Below are 15,113 nucleotides of genomic sequence, written 5' to 3'. Positions count from 1 at the left end.
GCGAACGGCGCCTTTCTACTGCGAATACCTCAGCAGTTTTTAGAAGCGGTGACGCAGACCCGCCGTCACAGCGACTTGCTTGTTGTTGCCCGAAGCTGCGCCGAGGCCATTGATGTTGGCGTCGACGATCGAGCCTTCGTTCGCTGCCTGATAAACGCCCTGCAGGTACACGTCGGTACGCTTGGACAGCGCATAGGCGGTTTGCAGGTCGACCTGGTTCCAGTGCACGTGCGTGCTGGACAGGTTTGCACGCGTGTACGTGTACGCAGCCGCGAGGCTCAGTGCCGGCGTCAGAGCGTAACGGGCATTGGCTTCGATGTTCTGGAACTGGGCGCTGTTGGTCGGGAGGCCAACGCCGCCCGAGATACCCGATGCGCTCTGGCTGATGCCGGCGAGACCTTGCAGGTTCGTCTGCGAGTACACGAGGCCGACCGTTGCCGGGCCGAACGCGTAGTTGGCACCTGCGCCCCACGTTTGCTGACGAGCCGCGAAGAACGTGTTGTCGCCCGATACCGCGCCACCCGAGTTGAACGCCGCCGCCGCGCTGTTCGCGCCGTTGCTGTTCAGTTGCAGGTAAGCGGCCGCGACGTTCAGGCCGCCCCAGTTGTACGACGCGCCCGCGCTGTAGGCGCGGTTGTTCGAGAAGCCGTCAGCCTGGTTCGAGAAGCCGTACAACGCGCCGAACTTGAAACCGCCGTAGTTCGCGCTCTGGAACTTGATCGAGTTGTTGATCCGGAACGAGTTGTTCAGGTTGTCGTTGTCGAACGGGTGCGCGAACTGCGTGCCACCGTATTGCGTGCCGGTCAGCGCCAGCGGGGCGACGTAGTCGACCATGCTGTCATATTGACGGCCGAGGGTGACGGCGCCGAACTGGTCGCTCGACAGACCCACGAAAGCCTGACGGCCGAAAATGCGGCTGTTCTGCTTGAGCGTGCCGTCATTGATGCCGAAGCCGTTTTCCAACGTGAAGATAGCCTTCAGGCCGCCGCCGAGGTCTTCGGCGCCACGCAGGCCGAAGCGGCTGCCGTTGACCGAGCCGCTCGTCATTTGCCAGTTGCTGTGGCCGTGCTGGTTGTTCGTGAAGGTGATGCCGGCGTCGATCAGGCCGTACAGGGTGACGCTGCTCTGGGCATGCGCTGCGGTTGCGAAAACGCCCGTGAGGGCGGCGACCATGAGTGTCTTCTTCATTGATATAACTCCAAGAGCGAGAGAGGTTTGAACCCTGGCTTGGGAGACCTTCACGCGGCGCTGCGAGAAGCGGAATTCGCGTGAGAAGCGCGTCGATCAGATTCTTCGCGCCGGTTTCCGATTAGGCAGAGTGTAGAGAGACACTTCCGGAAGTGGGCATTCCGATTTGCGCAATAAAGTATTACGCAGCCGGAAACGATGTATGAATGCCGCTTGGGCCTTATAGGTAAAGGCTTTGCGCCATATTGAGATAGCCCGGAAGGAGAATGGCGAGAATTGCGTTGTTGATCCGCGACACAAATCGATGCAAAAAAGCAACGAAAAGAAACACGAAAAACGATTGTTGTTATTGCGGCAATAGATGGTTGTTAATAGTGCGAATAAACGAAATCGCGTATGGCCGCTATACTGAAAGTTCTGCTTTCCGAAGCAGACTTTTTCGTTGACGAAAAAGATCTCCAAACCTTTGTCGGCGCGACTTCCCAGTCGCGCTTTTTTTATCTGCGGACTCTATATTCGCGGGTCAGCCTAGTGCGCCGGCGGCCGTGCCGTCGGCCTCGTTCCAGTCGGCCGCGGTCGCCACGCTCCAGTCTTCGATCACGTAACGGCGTGCGTCCATCGGCGAGGACAGCAGGTTTTGCCAGTGATCCCCGTGCCACATCGGATCGAAATCGAAAGCGCTGGGGGTGTCCGCAACCCGGGCGGGCTGGTCGGAAACCACCTTTGTGCGCGAGTGAGCAAGCCAGGTGAAAAGACGGCGAATTTCATTGAAGAGCATGGCAACCTCCCGATGCGCATCGCTACCCTTGCTTGGCATCATGCGATTACGAATGCACTGCAGCAAGTCGGACAAACACTTACCGAAACCAGGGTTTCGTTACATTTAATTGACGTGACGCCGCAATTTTTGCCGTTGCTTGATGTGGATTAAATCTTGCCCGGTAAGATTGACGGAATATTTTTATTTTGATGCGGATTGTGTATTTATCTCGTAATGAGCTAAACGCATACGAAAAGTTTACTTGACGACGATTCCTGGTTCCCCGTATAACGGCAAGGCTGCATTTCATTGGGCGATACTGTATTTCAATAGTCAGCTATTAGCGCCGATGAATTCGGGATTGGAACAATTCGGGGCAATGCCCGATTTTGATAAATCATAGAGGAAAGCGGAAAATGGAAACTGGTGTCGTCAAATGGTTCAACGATGCTAAGGGTTTTGGTTTTATCACTTCGGATACGGGCGGCGAGGACCTCTTTGCGCACTTTTCGGAGATTCGTAGCGAAGGCTTCAAGTCGCTGAAGGAAAACCAGCGCGTGTCCTTCGAGGTCAAGACGAGCCCGAAGGGCAAGCAGGCGGCCAATATCCAGCCGCTGTAGGATTTGCGTCGCGCCGGGACCTGGGTTCCGGCCGTATCAGGAGAGAACCCTCGCCGAAGTGCGGGGGTTTTTATTTTTCGGACAGATTTAAAGGGTGGCCACTTATTTGTGTAACCGCATGGTTCAAAAATACGGCTCCCGGGCTATAACGGAGAAAATGCAATTCGACTACTCTTGAATAGTCCCGCTTTGACTGCCGCCTAATGGCTGCCTGACGGACTGCCACGGCGGATTATTCCGCCGCCGCTCAATGTCAGCAGCAAACTGCGCCTTCTTGCATAACGGCTTTTGCTCCCCGGTTTCGCGGGCGTCGCGCGATGCCACCTGAATGCATAACGCCTGGCTGGTGCATAACTGGTGCATACTTGCCGCAAAGTCACGCGTCTAAAGCCTTCTTTTCCTCCATGTCTGAACAGTTTTCGCCGCAACCGGCCCTGGATGTACCAATTGTCTTCGTCGATCTTGAAACGACGGGCGGCTCGACGAGCGAGCACCGTATCACCGAAGTCGGCGTCGTCGAGGTGGGGCCCGCCGGCGTATCGCGCTGGAGCAGTCTGATCGACCCGCAGCAGCCGATTCCCTCGTTTATCCAGCAACTCACCGGTATCACGAATGAAATGGTGCGCGGCGCGCCGACCTTCGAGTCGATCGCCCCGGCGCTTTTCGAGCGCCTGAACGGCAAGCTGTTCGTCGCGCACAACGCGAGTTTCGATCGCGGATTTCTGCGCGGCGAGTTTCGTCGTGCGGGGCTCGCGTTCGATCCCGACGTCCTGTGCACGGTGCGGCTATCGCGTGCGCTGTTTCCCGCCGAAAAGCGCCATGGGCTCGATGCGCTCGTCGAGCGTCACGCGCTCGTGCCCGCCGATCGCCACCGCGCGCTCGCCGATGCCGATCTGATCTGGCAGTTCTGGCAGCGTCTGCCTGCACTCGTGCCGCCCGAGGTGCTGCGCGCGCAGATCGAGCGCACCACGCGGCGCTACCGGCTGGCCGGCGACATCACCGAAGACCTGCTCGATACCGCGCCGCCGGGCTGCGGCGTGTACGCGCTCTACGGCGAAGGCGATGCGCCGCTTTACGTCGGACGAAGCGTGCGCGTGCGTCAGCGGCTGCGCTCGCATCTGACGGGCGAGCGGCGCTCGTCGAAAGATATCCGGCTCGCGCAGCAGGTACGGCGGGTCGAATGGCGCGCGACCGGCGGCGAGCTGGGTGCGATGCTTGCCGAAGCCCAGTGGATCGCGACGCTGCGGCCGAGCCAGAATCGCCTGCCGCGCGTGACGAAGAGCGATCCCGCAGACGCGCCGTGGCCGTTTCCGGGCGCGATCGTTTTTGAGGAGCGCGAGGACGCGGCGCGCGCTTTTCATGTGGTCGACCGTTGGCGCTACCTCGGTCATGCGCCGTCGCTCGCGCTCGCCGCGCAATTGCATGCGTCGGCGAGCGCGGGGCCGTTCGAGCTGTCGACCTATCGCATCCTGCAGAGTCATCTTGCGCGCGGTCTGCGCGTGATGCCGCTCGGCGCATCGGGCGAGGCGCCCAAGTCGAACAGCGCGTCGAGCGCTGAGTCGAGCCTCGTCTGAACGAGGCTCGCGGGCATCCTGCCGAGTCGCGCTGCCGGGTTCAACCGGTTGCGCCGACGCCGCCAGTTTCGCACACGTGACCGAGCGCGCGCGTCAAGGCGCTCGAATGCGCAGAGTCGTAGCGGGTCAGTGATTTCCAGCTCGCCAGCGACCGCGCGACACGCGACGGACAATCTTCTGCCGTGCGCAACGGCTGCACGCGCGCTAGTCCGGCCATGAGCGATTGCGTCAGTTTGTCGAGCTGCGGCCGGGTGCTGGCGGCGAGATCGGGCGCGGGCCCCTGCGGCGGTTGTGTACTGCGCCACGTGGCAAAGAGCGCGTTCTGCACGTCCTTGCTCGCGTCGATCTGATCCTGGAAGAACGCGCGCGCAAACGCGGGGTCGACGTTCGCCGCGGCGGCGCGCTTCTCCACGTCGGCGAGCAAGGCGTTTTCGCGCGGCGTATCGGTGATCGCCTGATGATGGGCCCATTTCCAGCGCGCGACCGGTTCCGCGAGCGCGAGGCGTTGCGAAACCAGCGCAATCAGATTGGTGAGCGCGGTGTCGTCGCCATCGGCGAAGGCCGGAGCGGGCGCGAGGGCGAAGCTGGCGGTGAGTGCGAGGGCGGAGAGCGCGTATGACGCGCCGAAGCGATGCGGACGATTCATGTAGTGAACGAGGCCGGGTGGCCGCTGAGGAAAAATGAGAAGAATAAATGATGTCCGGCAGACGGCGCGTATTACGCGGCTGAAACTACGGCGCGACTGAAACTGCGAGTGGAGACTCAATGAAGTCGCACGCGGGGCATGCGCCCGAAGGTACGACAAACGCGGCATACAGAAAGAACGCGCATGCGTCCACGCACTCTGGCTGAGTGGCGCGGCATCGTTGTAATCAGGCGAACCGATTTACCGTCGCGACGCGAATGTCGGACGCAAAGTTATAACGATAATGAGGGCGCGTGCATTTAGCGCGTACCTGTTGCACGCGCGTCGATGTTGCACCGCATGATTGCACGATTACTTCGGATCGTACGACTTGCGTTGTTCGTCGAAAAAAGCGCGAACATGCTCAGGCAGTTCGGCACCCAGAAACTCGACGCCCACGGGTTCCGGATCCGGGTAAAAGACTTTATCCGGGGTCGGAATCTTCGGTGGCTTGGCATCCATGATCTTTCTCCTTTACAAACCGATTATCTGCCTCGGTCCCCGCATCGCACCAGCGTCCGATGCACGTCACCTGTTCTCTGTTGCTTTAACGGCACAAGCCAACACTTGAACAGAGGGTTTGAATAAAATTTATCGTCTAACTATCGCATCCATTGCCAGTCTGCATTTTCCGGTGCGAAATCCGAATTAGCCGGCTCCTCCCCGTCATGCCCATCTGTACCGGGCCCTGCCTTCCCGTCCGCAGTCCGCGCAATTCGTGCGCTGCCTTAACGTTTTTATGTGAATCAATCATGACAATGTTTGTGCGGCGCCACATCGGCAAGATTTTCTGCCTGTAAGGCCGAGCGTTCGCTATTTACCCGTTGAACGATTTCCGGCCTGATTTTTTGTAAACGACAGATTCACTCGCCTCGTTGACGTTGCGCACGCCTTTTAATGATTTTCATGCGGGAATTAACCGTTGAAGGTTGGGTAACAAACCCATGGCCGCACTTTTGTGCCAAAACATCCGCATTCGACGACAGAGCATTCCGGATGGTCCTAGCCGCACTTGCCTGAATTCAAAAAAACGATGGAACGCGTCGGAGAGCATGCGGAAGGTGACGCCCACTTGCTGGCGAACGGCGTGTCGATCGCCAGCAAGTGGGTTTATTGCTTATCGTCGTCCAGGAAGTTCAGGATGGCCTCGTTGAATGCCTCCGGAGCCTGAATAAACGCGAAGTGGCTGGCGTCAGGCAGGATCGTCAGGCGTGCATGCGGAATCGTTCTCGCCATATATTCCGTGTGGCTGCGCTTGATGGCTTCGTCATGATCGCCGTCCATCACGAGCACCTCGGACCTGATCGACCGGAGCTGGTCGTCCGTCCAGTTGGGCTGGGCCGCCCACATATTGCCGATCTGGGCGAGAAAATCCTGGTATTGGTTCGGTGTGGGGGACAGCTTCGCGTACTCCTTGCCGGTGCGATCGATGAACGCCGCGAAAGTCGGGTTCTTGTCGGCGTCCGGACGCGTGCCGTCGGTGTTGGTGTTGGCGCCGAACGCGACGATCTTGCCCACCCGATCCGGATGGCGCATGGCCATGTCGAGAGCCTGAATGGCGCCGTCGCTCCAGCCGACGATGTCGGCCTGCCTGATCCGGAGCTTGTCCATCAGCGCGATGACGTCGTCGGCCATCAGGTCATAGCTGTACGGCGTCGTATCGCGCGTGCTGCGGCCATGGCCGCGCGAATCGACCACGATGACGCGATGATTCACGCGTAGCGCTTTGACCTGAAGGGCCCACCAATCGGAATTTGCCAGGCCGCCATGAAGCAGAATGACCGGGCGGCCGTGTCCCACCTCCGCGTTGTAAAGCCTGATGCCACGAAGCTCGATACGGGACGAGCGATCATAGTGCGGCGGCGTCGGCGTATGCGGCAGCGTCTGCCAGCGCTCGACGGCCAAAGCGGCATGGGTGGCGGCAAGCAGCGCAACGGCAGCCAGCGTGGACATCAACCCTTGCTTCCGGGAATGCGTTTTCATTTTCGGGTTCTTGTTTCTGAGTGTGGGTAGGGGCATGGGGAAAGTGCGTGACGGTTCGACAAATTGAAACGGCCATCGCCCAGGTGGAGGATCAACCGTTTTTTCCAGCATTCGCGTACCGGCGAAATCAGTCGATGAAAGCGGCGGCGTTGAGAGCGACTCGCCATGCGTCCAGATCGGCATTCCAATGCCAGCAGGCGCGCATGGTTTTCGTTGAAGGCCTCGCGCAGGCCGCCGGGCGTGCGCGGGGGCGCAGCCACGGCGTCGCCGTCGGCGAGCGTTTGGTGGGCGAGGGAGCGGCCGATGCCGCGTGCGGCTTCCGTGCTGAACCAGACCCTCGAATGGGTTGGTGAGTGCCTGTCCTGATACTCCCTGTGCATGGCGTTACGGGATGGCGACGCTCATGCCGCCGTCGGCCATGACGACCGAACCGACCATGTAGCTGGCGCGCTCCGATGCGAGGAAGGCCACGACTTCCGCGATCTCTTCGGGGCGGGCCGCGCGCCCGATCGGCGCTTTGCGGCCGTGCTCGGCCAGATAGGCCGGCCCGTCCGGCTGAATGGCATTGGTGATGTTGGTGATGGCATCGCCGGAGCCGACCGCATTGACGCGGATGCCGTGGCCGATGGCTTCCAGTGCGAGCGTGCGCGTGAGCTGCGCCAGCGCGCCCTTGGACGCCGCATAGGCGGCAATGTTGGGGAACGACTGGTAGCAGGCATAGGAGCCGATATTGACGATGGCTCCGGACCCGGCTGCCATCATCGGCCGCATGGCTTCGCGGGAGAACAGGAACGCGCCGGTGGCGTTGACCGCCAGTATCTGGTTCCAGTCCTCGAGGCGCATCTCGACCACCGGCTTGCTGGTGATGATCCCGGCGTTGTTGACGAGAATGTCCAGCCGGCCGAACTGCTCCAGGGCCGCTTGCACGGCCAGCGTCGCGCTGGCTTCCTGCGCGATGTCCGCGACCAGCGGTGCGATGCCGTCGCGCGCGAGGGCATTGACGTTCTCGCTCAGGTCCACGGCGACCACGCGCGCGCCCTGGCGATGCAGCAGCTCGACCGTGGCGAGACCGATACCGCTGGCTGCGCCGGTGACGATGGCGACGCGTCCGGCAAACGGCGCGTCGTGAGAGGATGAAGTGACGTAAGACATAGGGATTCCTTAAGAGAATGATTGCGTGGGATCAATACGGGCTTGCAGTGGGCCGCACGATGATTTCGCTGACGTCCACGCCGTCCGGCTGCGCGATCGCATAACCGATGGCTTGCGCCACGGCCTGCGGCGGCAGGGCAATGCGGCGAAACTCGCGCATGGCCGAGCGTGCCGTTTCGTCGGTGATGTGATCGGCCAGCTCCGACTCGACAACGCCGGGGCTGACGACGGTCACGCGAAGCGAATCCGTCTCCTGGCGCAGCCCGTCGGAGAGGGCGCGTACCGCGTATTTGCTGGCGCAGTAGACGGCGGCGGTCGGCGTGACCGCATGCGCGCCGATCGAGGCAACGTTGACGATGTGGCCGTACCCCTGCGCCTGCATCACGGGCAGGACGGCGGCGATGCCGTTCAATACGCCGCGCACGTTGACGTCGAGCGTACGGTTCCATTCGTCGACCTTCAGCGCGGCCAGCGGCGACAGCGGCATGACGCCCGCGTTGTTGATCAGCACGTCGATGCGGCCGTAGCGCTTGTGGGCGAACGCGGCGATCTGCTGAAGGTCTTCGAGCCGGGTGACGTCGAGCGCGATCGCATCCACACTGGCGCCCTGAGCGCGCAGTTCTTCCTGCAGGGCCGTGAGGCGGTCGATACGGCGCGCCCCGATGACCAGGTGGTGGCCCATCTGCGCCAGATGCCGGACCGTGGCCTCGCCAATGCCGCTGCTGGCGCCCGTCAACACAATGACCTTGCTTGTATTCGACGTAGTCGATTCCATCTTTTCTCCTTGTTGCCCAGTGCGAGCGAATAAAGCCGTGGCGGGGAATGAACAAGGTGAAATCGTAGAGAGGACGTGTCCCCCGGACTAGACGCAAGCCTATCGCGTCGTTGCCTATTCCTATTTCTCATCTATGAAAACCACTTCGTTGATGAAAAAATGTAGCTTATTCGTATTTGAGGAATAACTCGCTTCATGAGCAAGCCGCGTCCTGACACATCCCGGCAGGCCGAGATGGCCGCACTGATCCGGCAGCTCGCCCCGCAGGAAGGGCATACCCGTTCGCTGCTGGACGGCGTACGCCTGATGCGGGCGGATCGGCCGCTGGGGCGCACGCCGGTGCTGTATGAGCCGAGCATCGTGATCGTTTGCCAGGGCAGCAAGCGCGGCTATCTGGCCGATCAGCTCTATCGCTACGATGCCCAGCACTACCTCGTGCTCTCGGTGCCGCTGCCGTTTTCGACCGAAACCGATGCCAGCCCCAGGGAGCCCTTGCTCGCCGTCTCCGTACGGCTGGACATGACCGCCGTGGCCGATCTGGTCATCGAGGTGGAGCATCACGCCTGCGCGCCGGCCACCACGCCCGTCGGCATTATTTCCACCCCGTTGGACACCGCGCTGGCCGATACGACCGTGCGCCTGCTCAAGGCATTGACCTCGCCGATCGAAGCCCGCGTGTTGGGTCCGGCCATCGTGCGGGAACTGTGCTTTCGCGTTCTGATGGGTCCGCGCGGCGGAGCGATCAGGGCGGCGCTGGCCAGCCAGGGCAACTTCGGCCGGATCTCGCGCGCCCTGCGCCGTATCCATAGCGATTACGCCCAGGCGCTGGACGTCGGATCGCTGGCGCGCGAGGCGGACCTGAGCATCCCGGCCTTCCATGCCCACTTCAAGACCGTGACCGCCACCTCGCCGATCCAGTACATCAAGTCGGTGCGGCTGCATCAGGCACGGCTGCTGATGATCCGCGATGACCTCACCGCGGCGGCAGCGGCCGTGCGCGTCGGCTACGAAAGCGCATCGCAGTTCAACCGCGAGTTCAAGCGGCTTTTTGGCCGCAGTCCCGGCGAGGAAGCGCGCGAAATGCGCTCGGCTTTCGCGCTGATGGCGCCCGCGCAACTCGACGCAATAGCGGCGACCCATTAGCCGTGCCCCATTAGCGCAACGGCACCGGGCCCACCGCTTCCCAAGGAGAAACGATGCAGACGAGCACGCTGGATAAACAACTGGCATTTCTGAAGGAAATCGATCGACTGAAGTCCGTCATACGGCAATCCCCATTGCTGGACCGCAGCAGGAAAGAGAATTCCGCCGAGCACTCCTGGCACCTCGCGATGTACGCGCTGATACTGAGCGAGCATGCTGGCGAGACCGTGGACGCGACTCGGGTCATCCAGATGCTTCTGCTGCATGACATCGTAGAGATCGACGTCGGCGATTTTCCGATCCATGGCGGCACGTCGCGCGAGTTGCAGGCCGAACAGGAGTCGAAGGCGGCGGTGCGATTGTTCGGGCTGCTGCCGCAGCCGCAAGGTAGCGAGCTTCTCGGCCTGTGGCAGGAATTCGAGCTTGCGCAGACCGCGGACGCGAAGTTCGCCAAAGCGCTTGATCGCTTCCAGCCCTTGCTCGTCAACCTCGCGACCGGCGGCGGCACCTGGACGGAGAACGACGTCTCGCTCGATCAGGTGCTCTCCCGCTATGGCCCGGTGATCGAAGCCGGGGCGCCCGATCTGTGGGCGGCATGCGAGCGATGGGTCATCGAGCATTTCCGGAACGGGCAAGCGGTGTAGTTCGCGATTCGCCATAGACTCGTCGTACGTTTGCGCGTACGGCGTCAAATGCCCGCGTACCAGTCGTAGCCCCGATCTTCCCAATAGCCCCCCCGGCCGCCCCACAAGGTATCGAATGCCGGGACGACTTCGATCCGCATCAGGTACTTCGCCTGCTTGTAGCCGAGTTGTCTTTCGACTCTCAGCCGCAGCGGCGCGCCATGCGCCACCGGCAGAGCCTTGCCGTTCATCGCATAGGCGAGAAGGGTTTGAGGGTGATAAGCATCGAGCAGATCGATGCTTTCGTAATAGCGGCCGCTGCCGTCGAACGTGACCTCCAGTTCGTCCGCGCAGTGGAATACGACATAGCGCGCACCGGGCTTCAGGCGCGCGAGATCCAGTATTCGCCCGAGCGGCACGCCTTGCCATTGGCCAATTGCGCTCCACCCCTCGACACAATCGTGCCGGGTAATCTGCGTGCGCGATGGCAGACGCTTCAGTTCGTCAAGCGACAGGCTGAGCGGTTGCTGTACGAGCCCATCCACCTGCAATCGCCAGTCGGCGAAGCCGTTCTCGAGCAGCTGGTTGTACTCCTCGGAGTCGGGGGCTTGAGTGCCATTGGCGCGGAACACGGGCGACAAGTCGGCCACGCTGTATTCCGGAGCCAGCGATTGACGGCCGAGCAGCAAGCGCTGGCTCTCCATCGTCAGCCTCTCGCTATTGCGCAGCAAGGCGCCGAACCCGGTACTTTGCGTTGCTCGATCGCATCCGGCAAGCAGAACCGCGCCGGCACCGGATATCAAGCCTGCCAGCATGCGCCGCCGCGAAAACCCTGATTTCATCGTGCCTCTCCCGAGTGGTCGATCGCATAACGCCCGTCGATCATCGAACGCAAGTTGTTCCAGAAACCGGACAGGACGACCATCAACACATGGACGACGACAAACAGCACGAGCAAGGACGCCGTGATGAAGTGCAACGTACGCGCTGAAGGGCGGCCGCCGAACAGGTCGGGCAGGAATGGAAAGACGGCGTCCATACCCGGCGACATCGTCAATCCGGTCAACACCATCAACGGCAGCAGCACGAGTGCCACGAGCAGATAGGTGATCTTTTGCAGGGCGTTGTAGCGTCGTGCCTCATCGCCTTTGGCGAAACGAAGGCGCGCGTGATCCAGTACTTCGCGCCACACATGCCGCGGTGCGAGCTGGTCTCGATCCGGCAATAGATCGCGGCGAATATGGCCACGCCAGAAGCCGTGCGCGAGATAGATCGCGCCATTGATAACCAGCAGCCATGCAAACAGAAAGTGCCAATTCCGGGCTGCGCCGAGATCGTAGTAAGAAGGAATCGTGAGCCAGGAAGGAAATGCTCGTGGCACGACTGCATTGCCTTCCTGGGAAACACCGAGAAGGCCTGTCGTCCCGATACTCAGCGAACCGATGCGCAAAAAACCGTGCAAACCGTCTGCCTGTTTCCGCGACCCGATGACAATGAATGCATGGTCGGTATCCGCGCCATATTTGCCCCAATACAGTCTGGGGTGCGCATTGAAGATTTGCAGCCCACTCATCAACATGACGGAAAGGCACAGCACATTGATCCAGTGCGTGATGCGCACTGTCGCTGAATGTCGCCGGATAAACCGGCGGCGCGTCGGGCGGGGAAGCGGTGCCCGCGCATGCGTTGAATCAGGGGTGTTCATTGAAAAGCCTCGTACCGGCTGGCGGATAACACCAGCCGGTCATGGTGGTCGCTACATTACATCGGCGGCACGACGCCGTTCTTGCCCACGATCAGTTGACCCGAGCTCAGCGCGCCGTTTGCCTCTTGCTGTGCGGGGATAAATACCGCCGTGCCGGGTTTCACGTCGTCGGGTGTGGCGGGCGCCAATGTCACGACAGGCGTACCGTTCGGAATGGAGATCTTCTTTTCCTGGCCGTGATAGTTGACGGTCACGGTGCTGCCGTCCACCGACTTGACCGCGTCTCCCACGGTCGCGTTGGTCATCGTGCTATTGGGTTTCAGGTCCCAGCCATAACTGCCTTCTCCGGTCCCCTTCAATGCCGGCGGGAAAATCAGCACTTCCAGGGCGCCGTCGCCGCCTTCGGATTTGGGCAACGATGCAATACCGACAAAATCGCCCGGCTTGATGTCGCCGATACGGGCTTTCACGACTGCCGATGCTCGCCAGCCGTCCTTGAGCTTCACCGTGAGCGCTTGGCCGTCGCGTGATTTCACCTGAAGCTGGTCGCCCGCTAACGAGACGACCGTACCCCGCACACGAACCGCCTGGTCCGCCGCGTGAGCGGCGGTGGCAGCGGCCAGGCCGCTGGTCGCGAGTACGACACCGGTCAGGCTGCGGGCGAGAAGTTGGCGAAGTCGTGCAATATCCATCTTGATTCTCCTGGGTGATATAAGCATCGCGTTACCGATACATGGCGCGTGAACGAAGAAAACCGTCGAAAGCCGCGCCGGGCAACTTCCGAAAGTGACGGATCAGTGCATAGCGATCCTAAGCAGATTGCACACGCCCGCGTTGCGAGCGCATCCACCAGTATTGCAACGCCGCTCCCACCACGAAGATGCCGAGCCACGCCGCCAGCGTGCTGCGCACAAGGGGAGAGGCGGGACCTTCCGCGAGGGGATGGGCAACGGGCAGCCGCGTCAGCGTCTCGTTGATCCCGGGGACCAGCAGCAGGAAGAAGCTGAATGTGAAGCCGAACTGGGATAGATAGGCTCGCGCGCGCCCCAGAATGGATATCCGTGGAATCAGTAGCGCGGCGCCTATTGCGAGGAGCGCCAGAATACCCAGGGCATGGCCGGCGTTGAAGCCGCCGGTGCTGGATAGCCCGAACGAGGTAAGCACCGACACGACCAGTCCGCCGAGATAAATCCGTCCCGACTGCCTGGTGCTATCGATGCCGTGATAGCGGACGAAGCTATAGAGTCCCGCAACAAACGGAACCAGGCTGACGATGGTATGGCAAGCGCCCAAAGTGGAAATAGGGTGGGGCATAAGACGGTAGCTCCGAAAATCAACCAACTAGTTGATTGGTTGGGTGGTCAAAAAAATGATCGCCTTACTGGTTCGCCAGTCCAGTAAGGCGATCGGTTTTACGCAGTCAGTCGGCCAATGGCCGAGCGCGAAATGGCACGGAACGATTCCGGATTGCCCAATGCTCGCGCCGTCAACATTGCGCCATGCACGGTGGACATAAACGTTTGAGCTTCGACGCGAGCGCTGTCGCGCAAATGGAATTGCGACTTTGCCGCGCCCTTCTTCAGAACCGTCGCGATCCACGTGGTCAGGTCTTCGAAATAGCCGTGCACTTCGTCTGCAATCTCTTGCGGGATCATCGGTGATTCGGCTGCCAGCATGGCGCAAATGCACATGGACGATGTGCCTTCGCGTATGCATTGCGCCCAGTAGTCGGTGTAGGCCGTCAGTTGCGCGAGCGGATCATCGAGTTGCCGCTGCATGGCGGCCAAACCTTCCCGGGCCTGCTCGCGGTGTTGTGCGACCACGGTCAGAACGAGGTCGGCCTTGCTCGGAAAATGATGGTGGATGCTGGCCTTGCTGATATTGACCCGCTCGGACAGATCGGCATAGCTGAACCCGTTGTAACCGCCGGCGGCGAGCAGGAGCTTGGTATGCTCGGCAATTTCGGTGGCGCGGGGAGACAGTTCCACACTCATGAGTATTGACTCGATTGGCTGAATAGACGCGTGAGACAACATTCACCCGGTTCGATACGACAGGATCGTTGTCGTCTGCAATGGATTGCAATCTACTAGTTGGTTGGTTTCGCGTCAAGGCTTTCCGCCGACATTTTTAATCCGGGACGCCTGATGGTGCTGTCCGCATGCGGGCAGTACGTTCGTCCTGGCCATGGATTCATGGCGGTAAAGATGACTGGGCTGGAATCTTGACTATTTTGGACCATCTGGTTTATAAATGTGCCATGCCTAATCCACATGCCACCGCCGACCGGCAGCGAGGACGTCCTCGCGAGTTCGACCTCGACCAGACTATCGAGCACGCAATGCAGATTTTCTGGACGAAGGGCTATCAGGGCACCTCCTTGCCGGACCTGCTGGACGTCACTGGGCTCTCCCGAGGAAGCCTGTACGCAGCCTTTGGCGACAAGCACGGCCTTTTCCTGCTCGCCCTCGATCGCTACATCGTCCAGGCACTCAAGCGCCTGGACGATGAATTTGCCTCAGGCCAGAAAGCCCTGGCGGGGCTCAAGGCATGCATGAATGGTTATGTTGCGCGCACGGAGGGCGCCGCCGGCAAGCGCGGCTGCCTCGTCGTGGCGACGGCCATGGAATTAGCGGCACATGACGAAGAGGTTGCGAGCCGGATCGCTTATTTTTGGAGCGCCATGGAGGCGCGGTTGATCAAAGCCTTGAAACGTGCCCAGAAAGAAGGGGATCTGGCGAGGAACGTCGACCCCGCGGCGGCGGCTCACGTGCTCGTTTGCTTTCTCGAAGGCCTTCGTGTCGTTCGCAAGATCGGCTTCAAACCCGACAGGGCAAAGGATGCCGTGCAGGCACTGATCAGCAGCCTGACGGCTTGAATACGGAAGACAAGGCACGACGCATTT

18 protein-coding genes are annotated in these 15,113 nt (G+C 60.9%); 6 read left to right on the top strand and 12 right to left on the bottom strand.

Annotation, left to right across the window (positions count from 1 at the left end; genetic code table 11):
- Window positions 1–39: 39 nt before the first annotated feature.
- Window positions 40–1,188, bottom strand: coding sequence for a porin (locus F3J20_RS01685; RefSeq protein WP_167281568.1), 1,149 nt, complete (start codon window positions 1,186–1,188; stop codon window positions 40–42).
- A 523-nt stretch (window positions 1,189–1,711) separates the two neighbouring features.
- Window positions 1,712–1,966: a hypothetical protein gene (locus F3J20_RS01680; RefSeq protein ID WP_167281567.1), complete on the bottom strand. Its 255-nt coding sequence runs from the start codon at window positions 1,964–1,966 to the stop codon at window positions 1,712–1,714.
- Window positions 1,967–2,364: 398 nt separating this feature from the next.
- Between F3J20_RS01680 and F3J20_RS01675 the strand changes: the two genes are divergently transcribed.
- Together F3J20_RS01675 and F3J20_RS01670 are read left to right on the top strand one after the other, a co-directional pair.
- On the top strand, window positions 2,365–2,568 hold the full coding sequence (locus F3J20_RS01675; RefSeq protein WP_062128797.1) for a cold-shock protein: 204 nt from the start codon (window positions 2,365–2,367) through the stop codon (window positions 2,566–2,568).
- Window positions 2,569–2,972: 404 nt separating this feature from the next.
- On the top strand, window positions 2,973–4,142 hold the full coding sequence (locus tag F3J20_RS01670) for an exonuclease domain-containing protein (RefSeq protein ID WP_167281565.1): 1,170 nt from the start codon (window positions 2,973–2,975) through the stop codon (window positions 4,140–4,142).
- Between the two features lie 40 nt (window positions 4,143–4,182).
- On the opposite strand, the gene F3J20_RS01665 is transcribed toward F3J20_RS01670, so the two are convergent.
- From F3J20_RS01665 to F3J20_RS01655, 3 genes are all read right to left on the bottom strand, one after another.
- A complete protein-coding gene (locus F3J20_RS01665) occupies window positions 4,183–4,788 on the bottom strand; it encodes a chorismate mutase (RefSeq protein ID WP_167046536.1) in 606 nt (201 codons plus the stop codon).
- A gap of 351 nt (window positions 4,789–5,139) precedes the next feature.
- Window positions 5,140–5,289, bottom strand: coding sequence for a hypothetical protein (locus F3J20_RS01660; RefSeq protein ID WP_167046539.1), 150 nt, complete (start codon window positions 5,287–5,289; stop codon window positions 5,140–5,142).
- 648 nt (window positions 5,290–5,937) lie between these two features.
- Window positions 5,938–6,810: an alpha/beta hydrolase gene (locus tag F3J20_RS01655; protein ID WP_205299180.1), complete on the bottom strand. Its 873-nt coding sequence runs from the start codon at window positions 6,808–6,810 to the stop codon at window positions 5,938–5,940.
- Between the two features lie 47 nt (window positions 6,811–6,857).
- Between F3J20_RS01655 and F3J20_RS01650 the strand changes: the two genes are divergently transcribed.
- Window positions 6,858–7,163 (top strand): hypothetical protein, encoded by a 306-nt coding sequence (locus F3J20_RS01650; RefSeq protein WP_167281563.1) that lies wholly within the window; start codon window positions 6,858–6,860, stop codon window positions 7,161–7,163.
- Between the two features lie 31 nt (window positions 7,164–7,194).
- Here F3J20_RS01650 and F3J20_RS01645 read toward each other — a convergent pair whose 3' ends face one another.
- Window positions 7,195–7,962 carry an SDR family oxidoreductase gene (locus F3J20_RS01645; protein ID WP_167281561.1) on the bottom strand — a complete coding sequence of 256 codons (768 nt, stop codon included), beginning with the start codon at window positions 7,960–7,962 and terminating at the stop codon, window positions 7,195–7,197.
- Between the two features lie 31 nt (window positions 7,963–7,993).
- Complete coding sequence (locus F3J20_RS01640; RefSeq protein ID WP_167046548.1) at window positions 7,994–8,737, bottom strand: SDR family oxidoreductase; 744 nt, start codon at window positions 8,735–8,737, stop codon at window positions 7,994–7,996.
- A 195-nt stretch (window positions 8,738–8,932) separates the two neighbouring features.
- Here F3J20_RS01640 and F3J20_RS01635 point away from each other — a divergent pair, with 195 nt between their 5' ends.
- Together F3J20_RS01635 and F3J20_RS01630 are read left to right on the top strand one after the other, a co-directional pair.
- Window positions 8,933–9,880, top strand: a complete 948-nt coding sequence (locus F3J20_RS01635) for an AraC family transcriptional regulator (protein ID WP_240159173.1) — start codon at window positions 8,933–8,935, stop codon at window positions 9,878–9,880.
- A gap of 53 nt (window positions 9,881–9,933) precedes the next feature.
- Window positions 9,934–10,524 (top strand): HD domain-containing protein, encoded by a 591-nt coding sequence (locus F3J20_RS01630; protein ID WP_167281559.1) that lies wholly within the window; start codon window positions 9,934–9,936, stop codon window positions 10,522–10,524.
- A gap of 44 nt (window positions 10,525–10,568) precedes the next feature.
- On the opposite strand, the gene F3J20_RS01625 is transcribed toward F3J20_RS01630, so the two are convergent.
- The 5 genes from F3J20_RS01625 to F3J20_RS01605 form a co-directional block, all read right to left on the bottom strand.
- The gene (locus F3J20_RS01625) at window positions 10,569–11,345 is read right to left on the bottom strand and encodes a molybdopterin-binding protein (protein ID WP_167281557.1); all 777 of its coding nucleotides are present in this window, start codon (window positions 11,343–11,345) and stop codon (window positions 10,569–10,571) included.
- Window positions 11,342–12,208 (bottom strand): cytochrome b/b6 domain-containing protein, encoded by an 867-nt coding sequence (locus F3J20_RS01620; RefSeq protein WP_167046556.1) that lies wholly within the window; start codon window positions 12,206–12,208, stop codon window positions 11,342–11,344. The genes F3J20_RS01625 and F3J20_RS01620 overlap by 4 nt, the downstream gene beginning before the upstream one ends.
- A 56-nt stretch (window positions 12,209–12,264) precedes the next feature.
- The gene (locus F3J20_RS01615) at window positions 12,265–12,900 is read right to left on the bottom strand and encodes a hypothetical protein (RefSeq protein ID WP_167046559.1); all 636 of its coding nucleotides are present in this window, start codon (window positions 12,898–12,900) and stop codon (window positions 12,265–12,267) included.
- Window positions 12,901–13,018: 118 nt separating this feature from the next.
- Window positions 13,019–13,522 carry a hypothetical protein gene (locus F3J20_RS01610; protein ID WP_167281556.1) on the bottom strand — a complete coding sequence of 168 codons (504 nt, stop codon included), beginning with the start codon at window positions 13,520–13,522 and terminating at the stop codon, window positions 13,019–13,021.
- Window positions 13,523–13,620: 98 nt separating this feature from the next.
- Window positions 13,621–14,202, bottom strand: a complete 582-nt coding sequence (locus tag F3J20_RS01605; RefSeq protein WP_167046563.1) for a TetR/AcrR family transcriptional regulator — start codon at window positions 14,200–14,202, stop codon at window positions 13,621–13,623.
- Between the two features lie 347 nt (window positions 14,203–14,549).
- Between F3J20_RS01605 and F3J20_RS01600 the strand changes: the two genes are divergently transcribed.
- Window positions 14,550–15,086 carry a TetR/AcrR family transcriptional regulator gene (locus F3J20_RS01600; RefSeq protein WP_167281554.1) on the top strand — a complete coding sequence of 179 codons (537 nt, stop codon included), beginning with the start codon at window positions 14,550–14,552 and terminating at the stop codon, window positions 15,084–15,086.
- Window positions 15,087–15,113 lie beyond the last annotated feature (27 nt).

It is taken from the genome of Paraburkholderia sp. Cy-641 (assembly GCF_011752945.1).
Lineage (GTDB): Bacteria > Pseudomonadota > Gammaproteobacteria > Burkholderiales > Burkholderiaceae > Paraburkholderia.
Note: the sequence above shows the minus strand (reverse complement) of the source record. Positions and strands in the feature narration are given on the sequence as shown.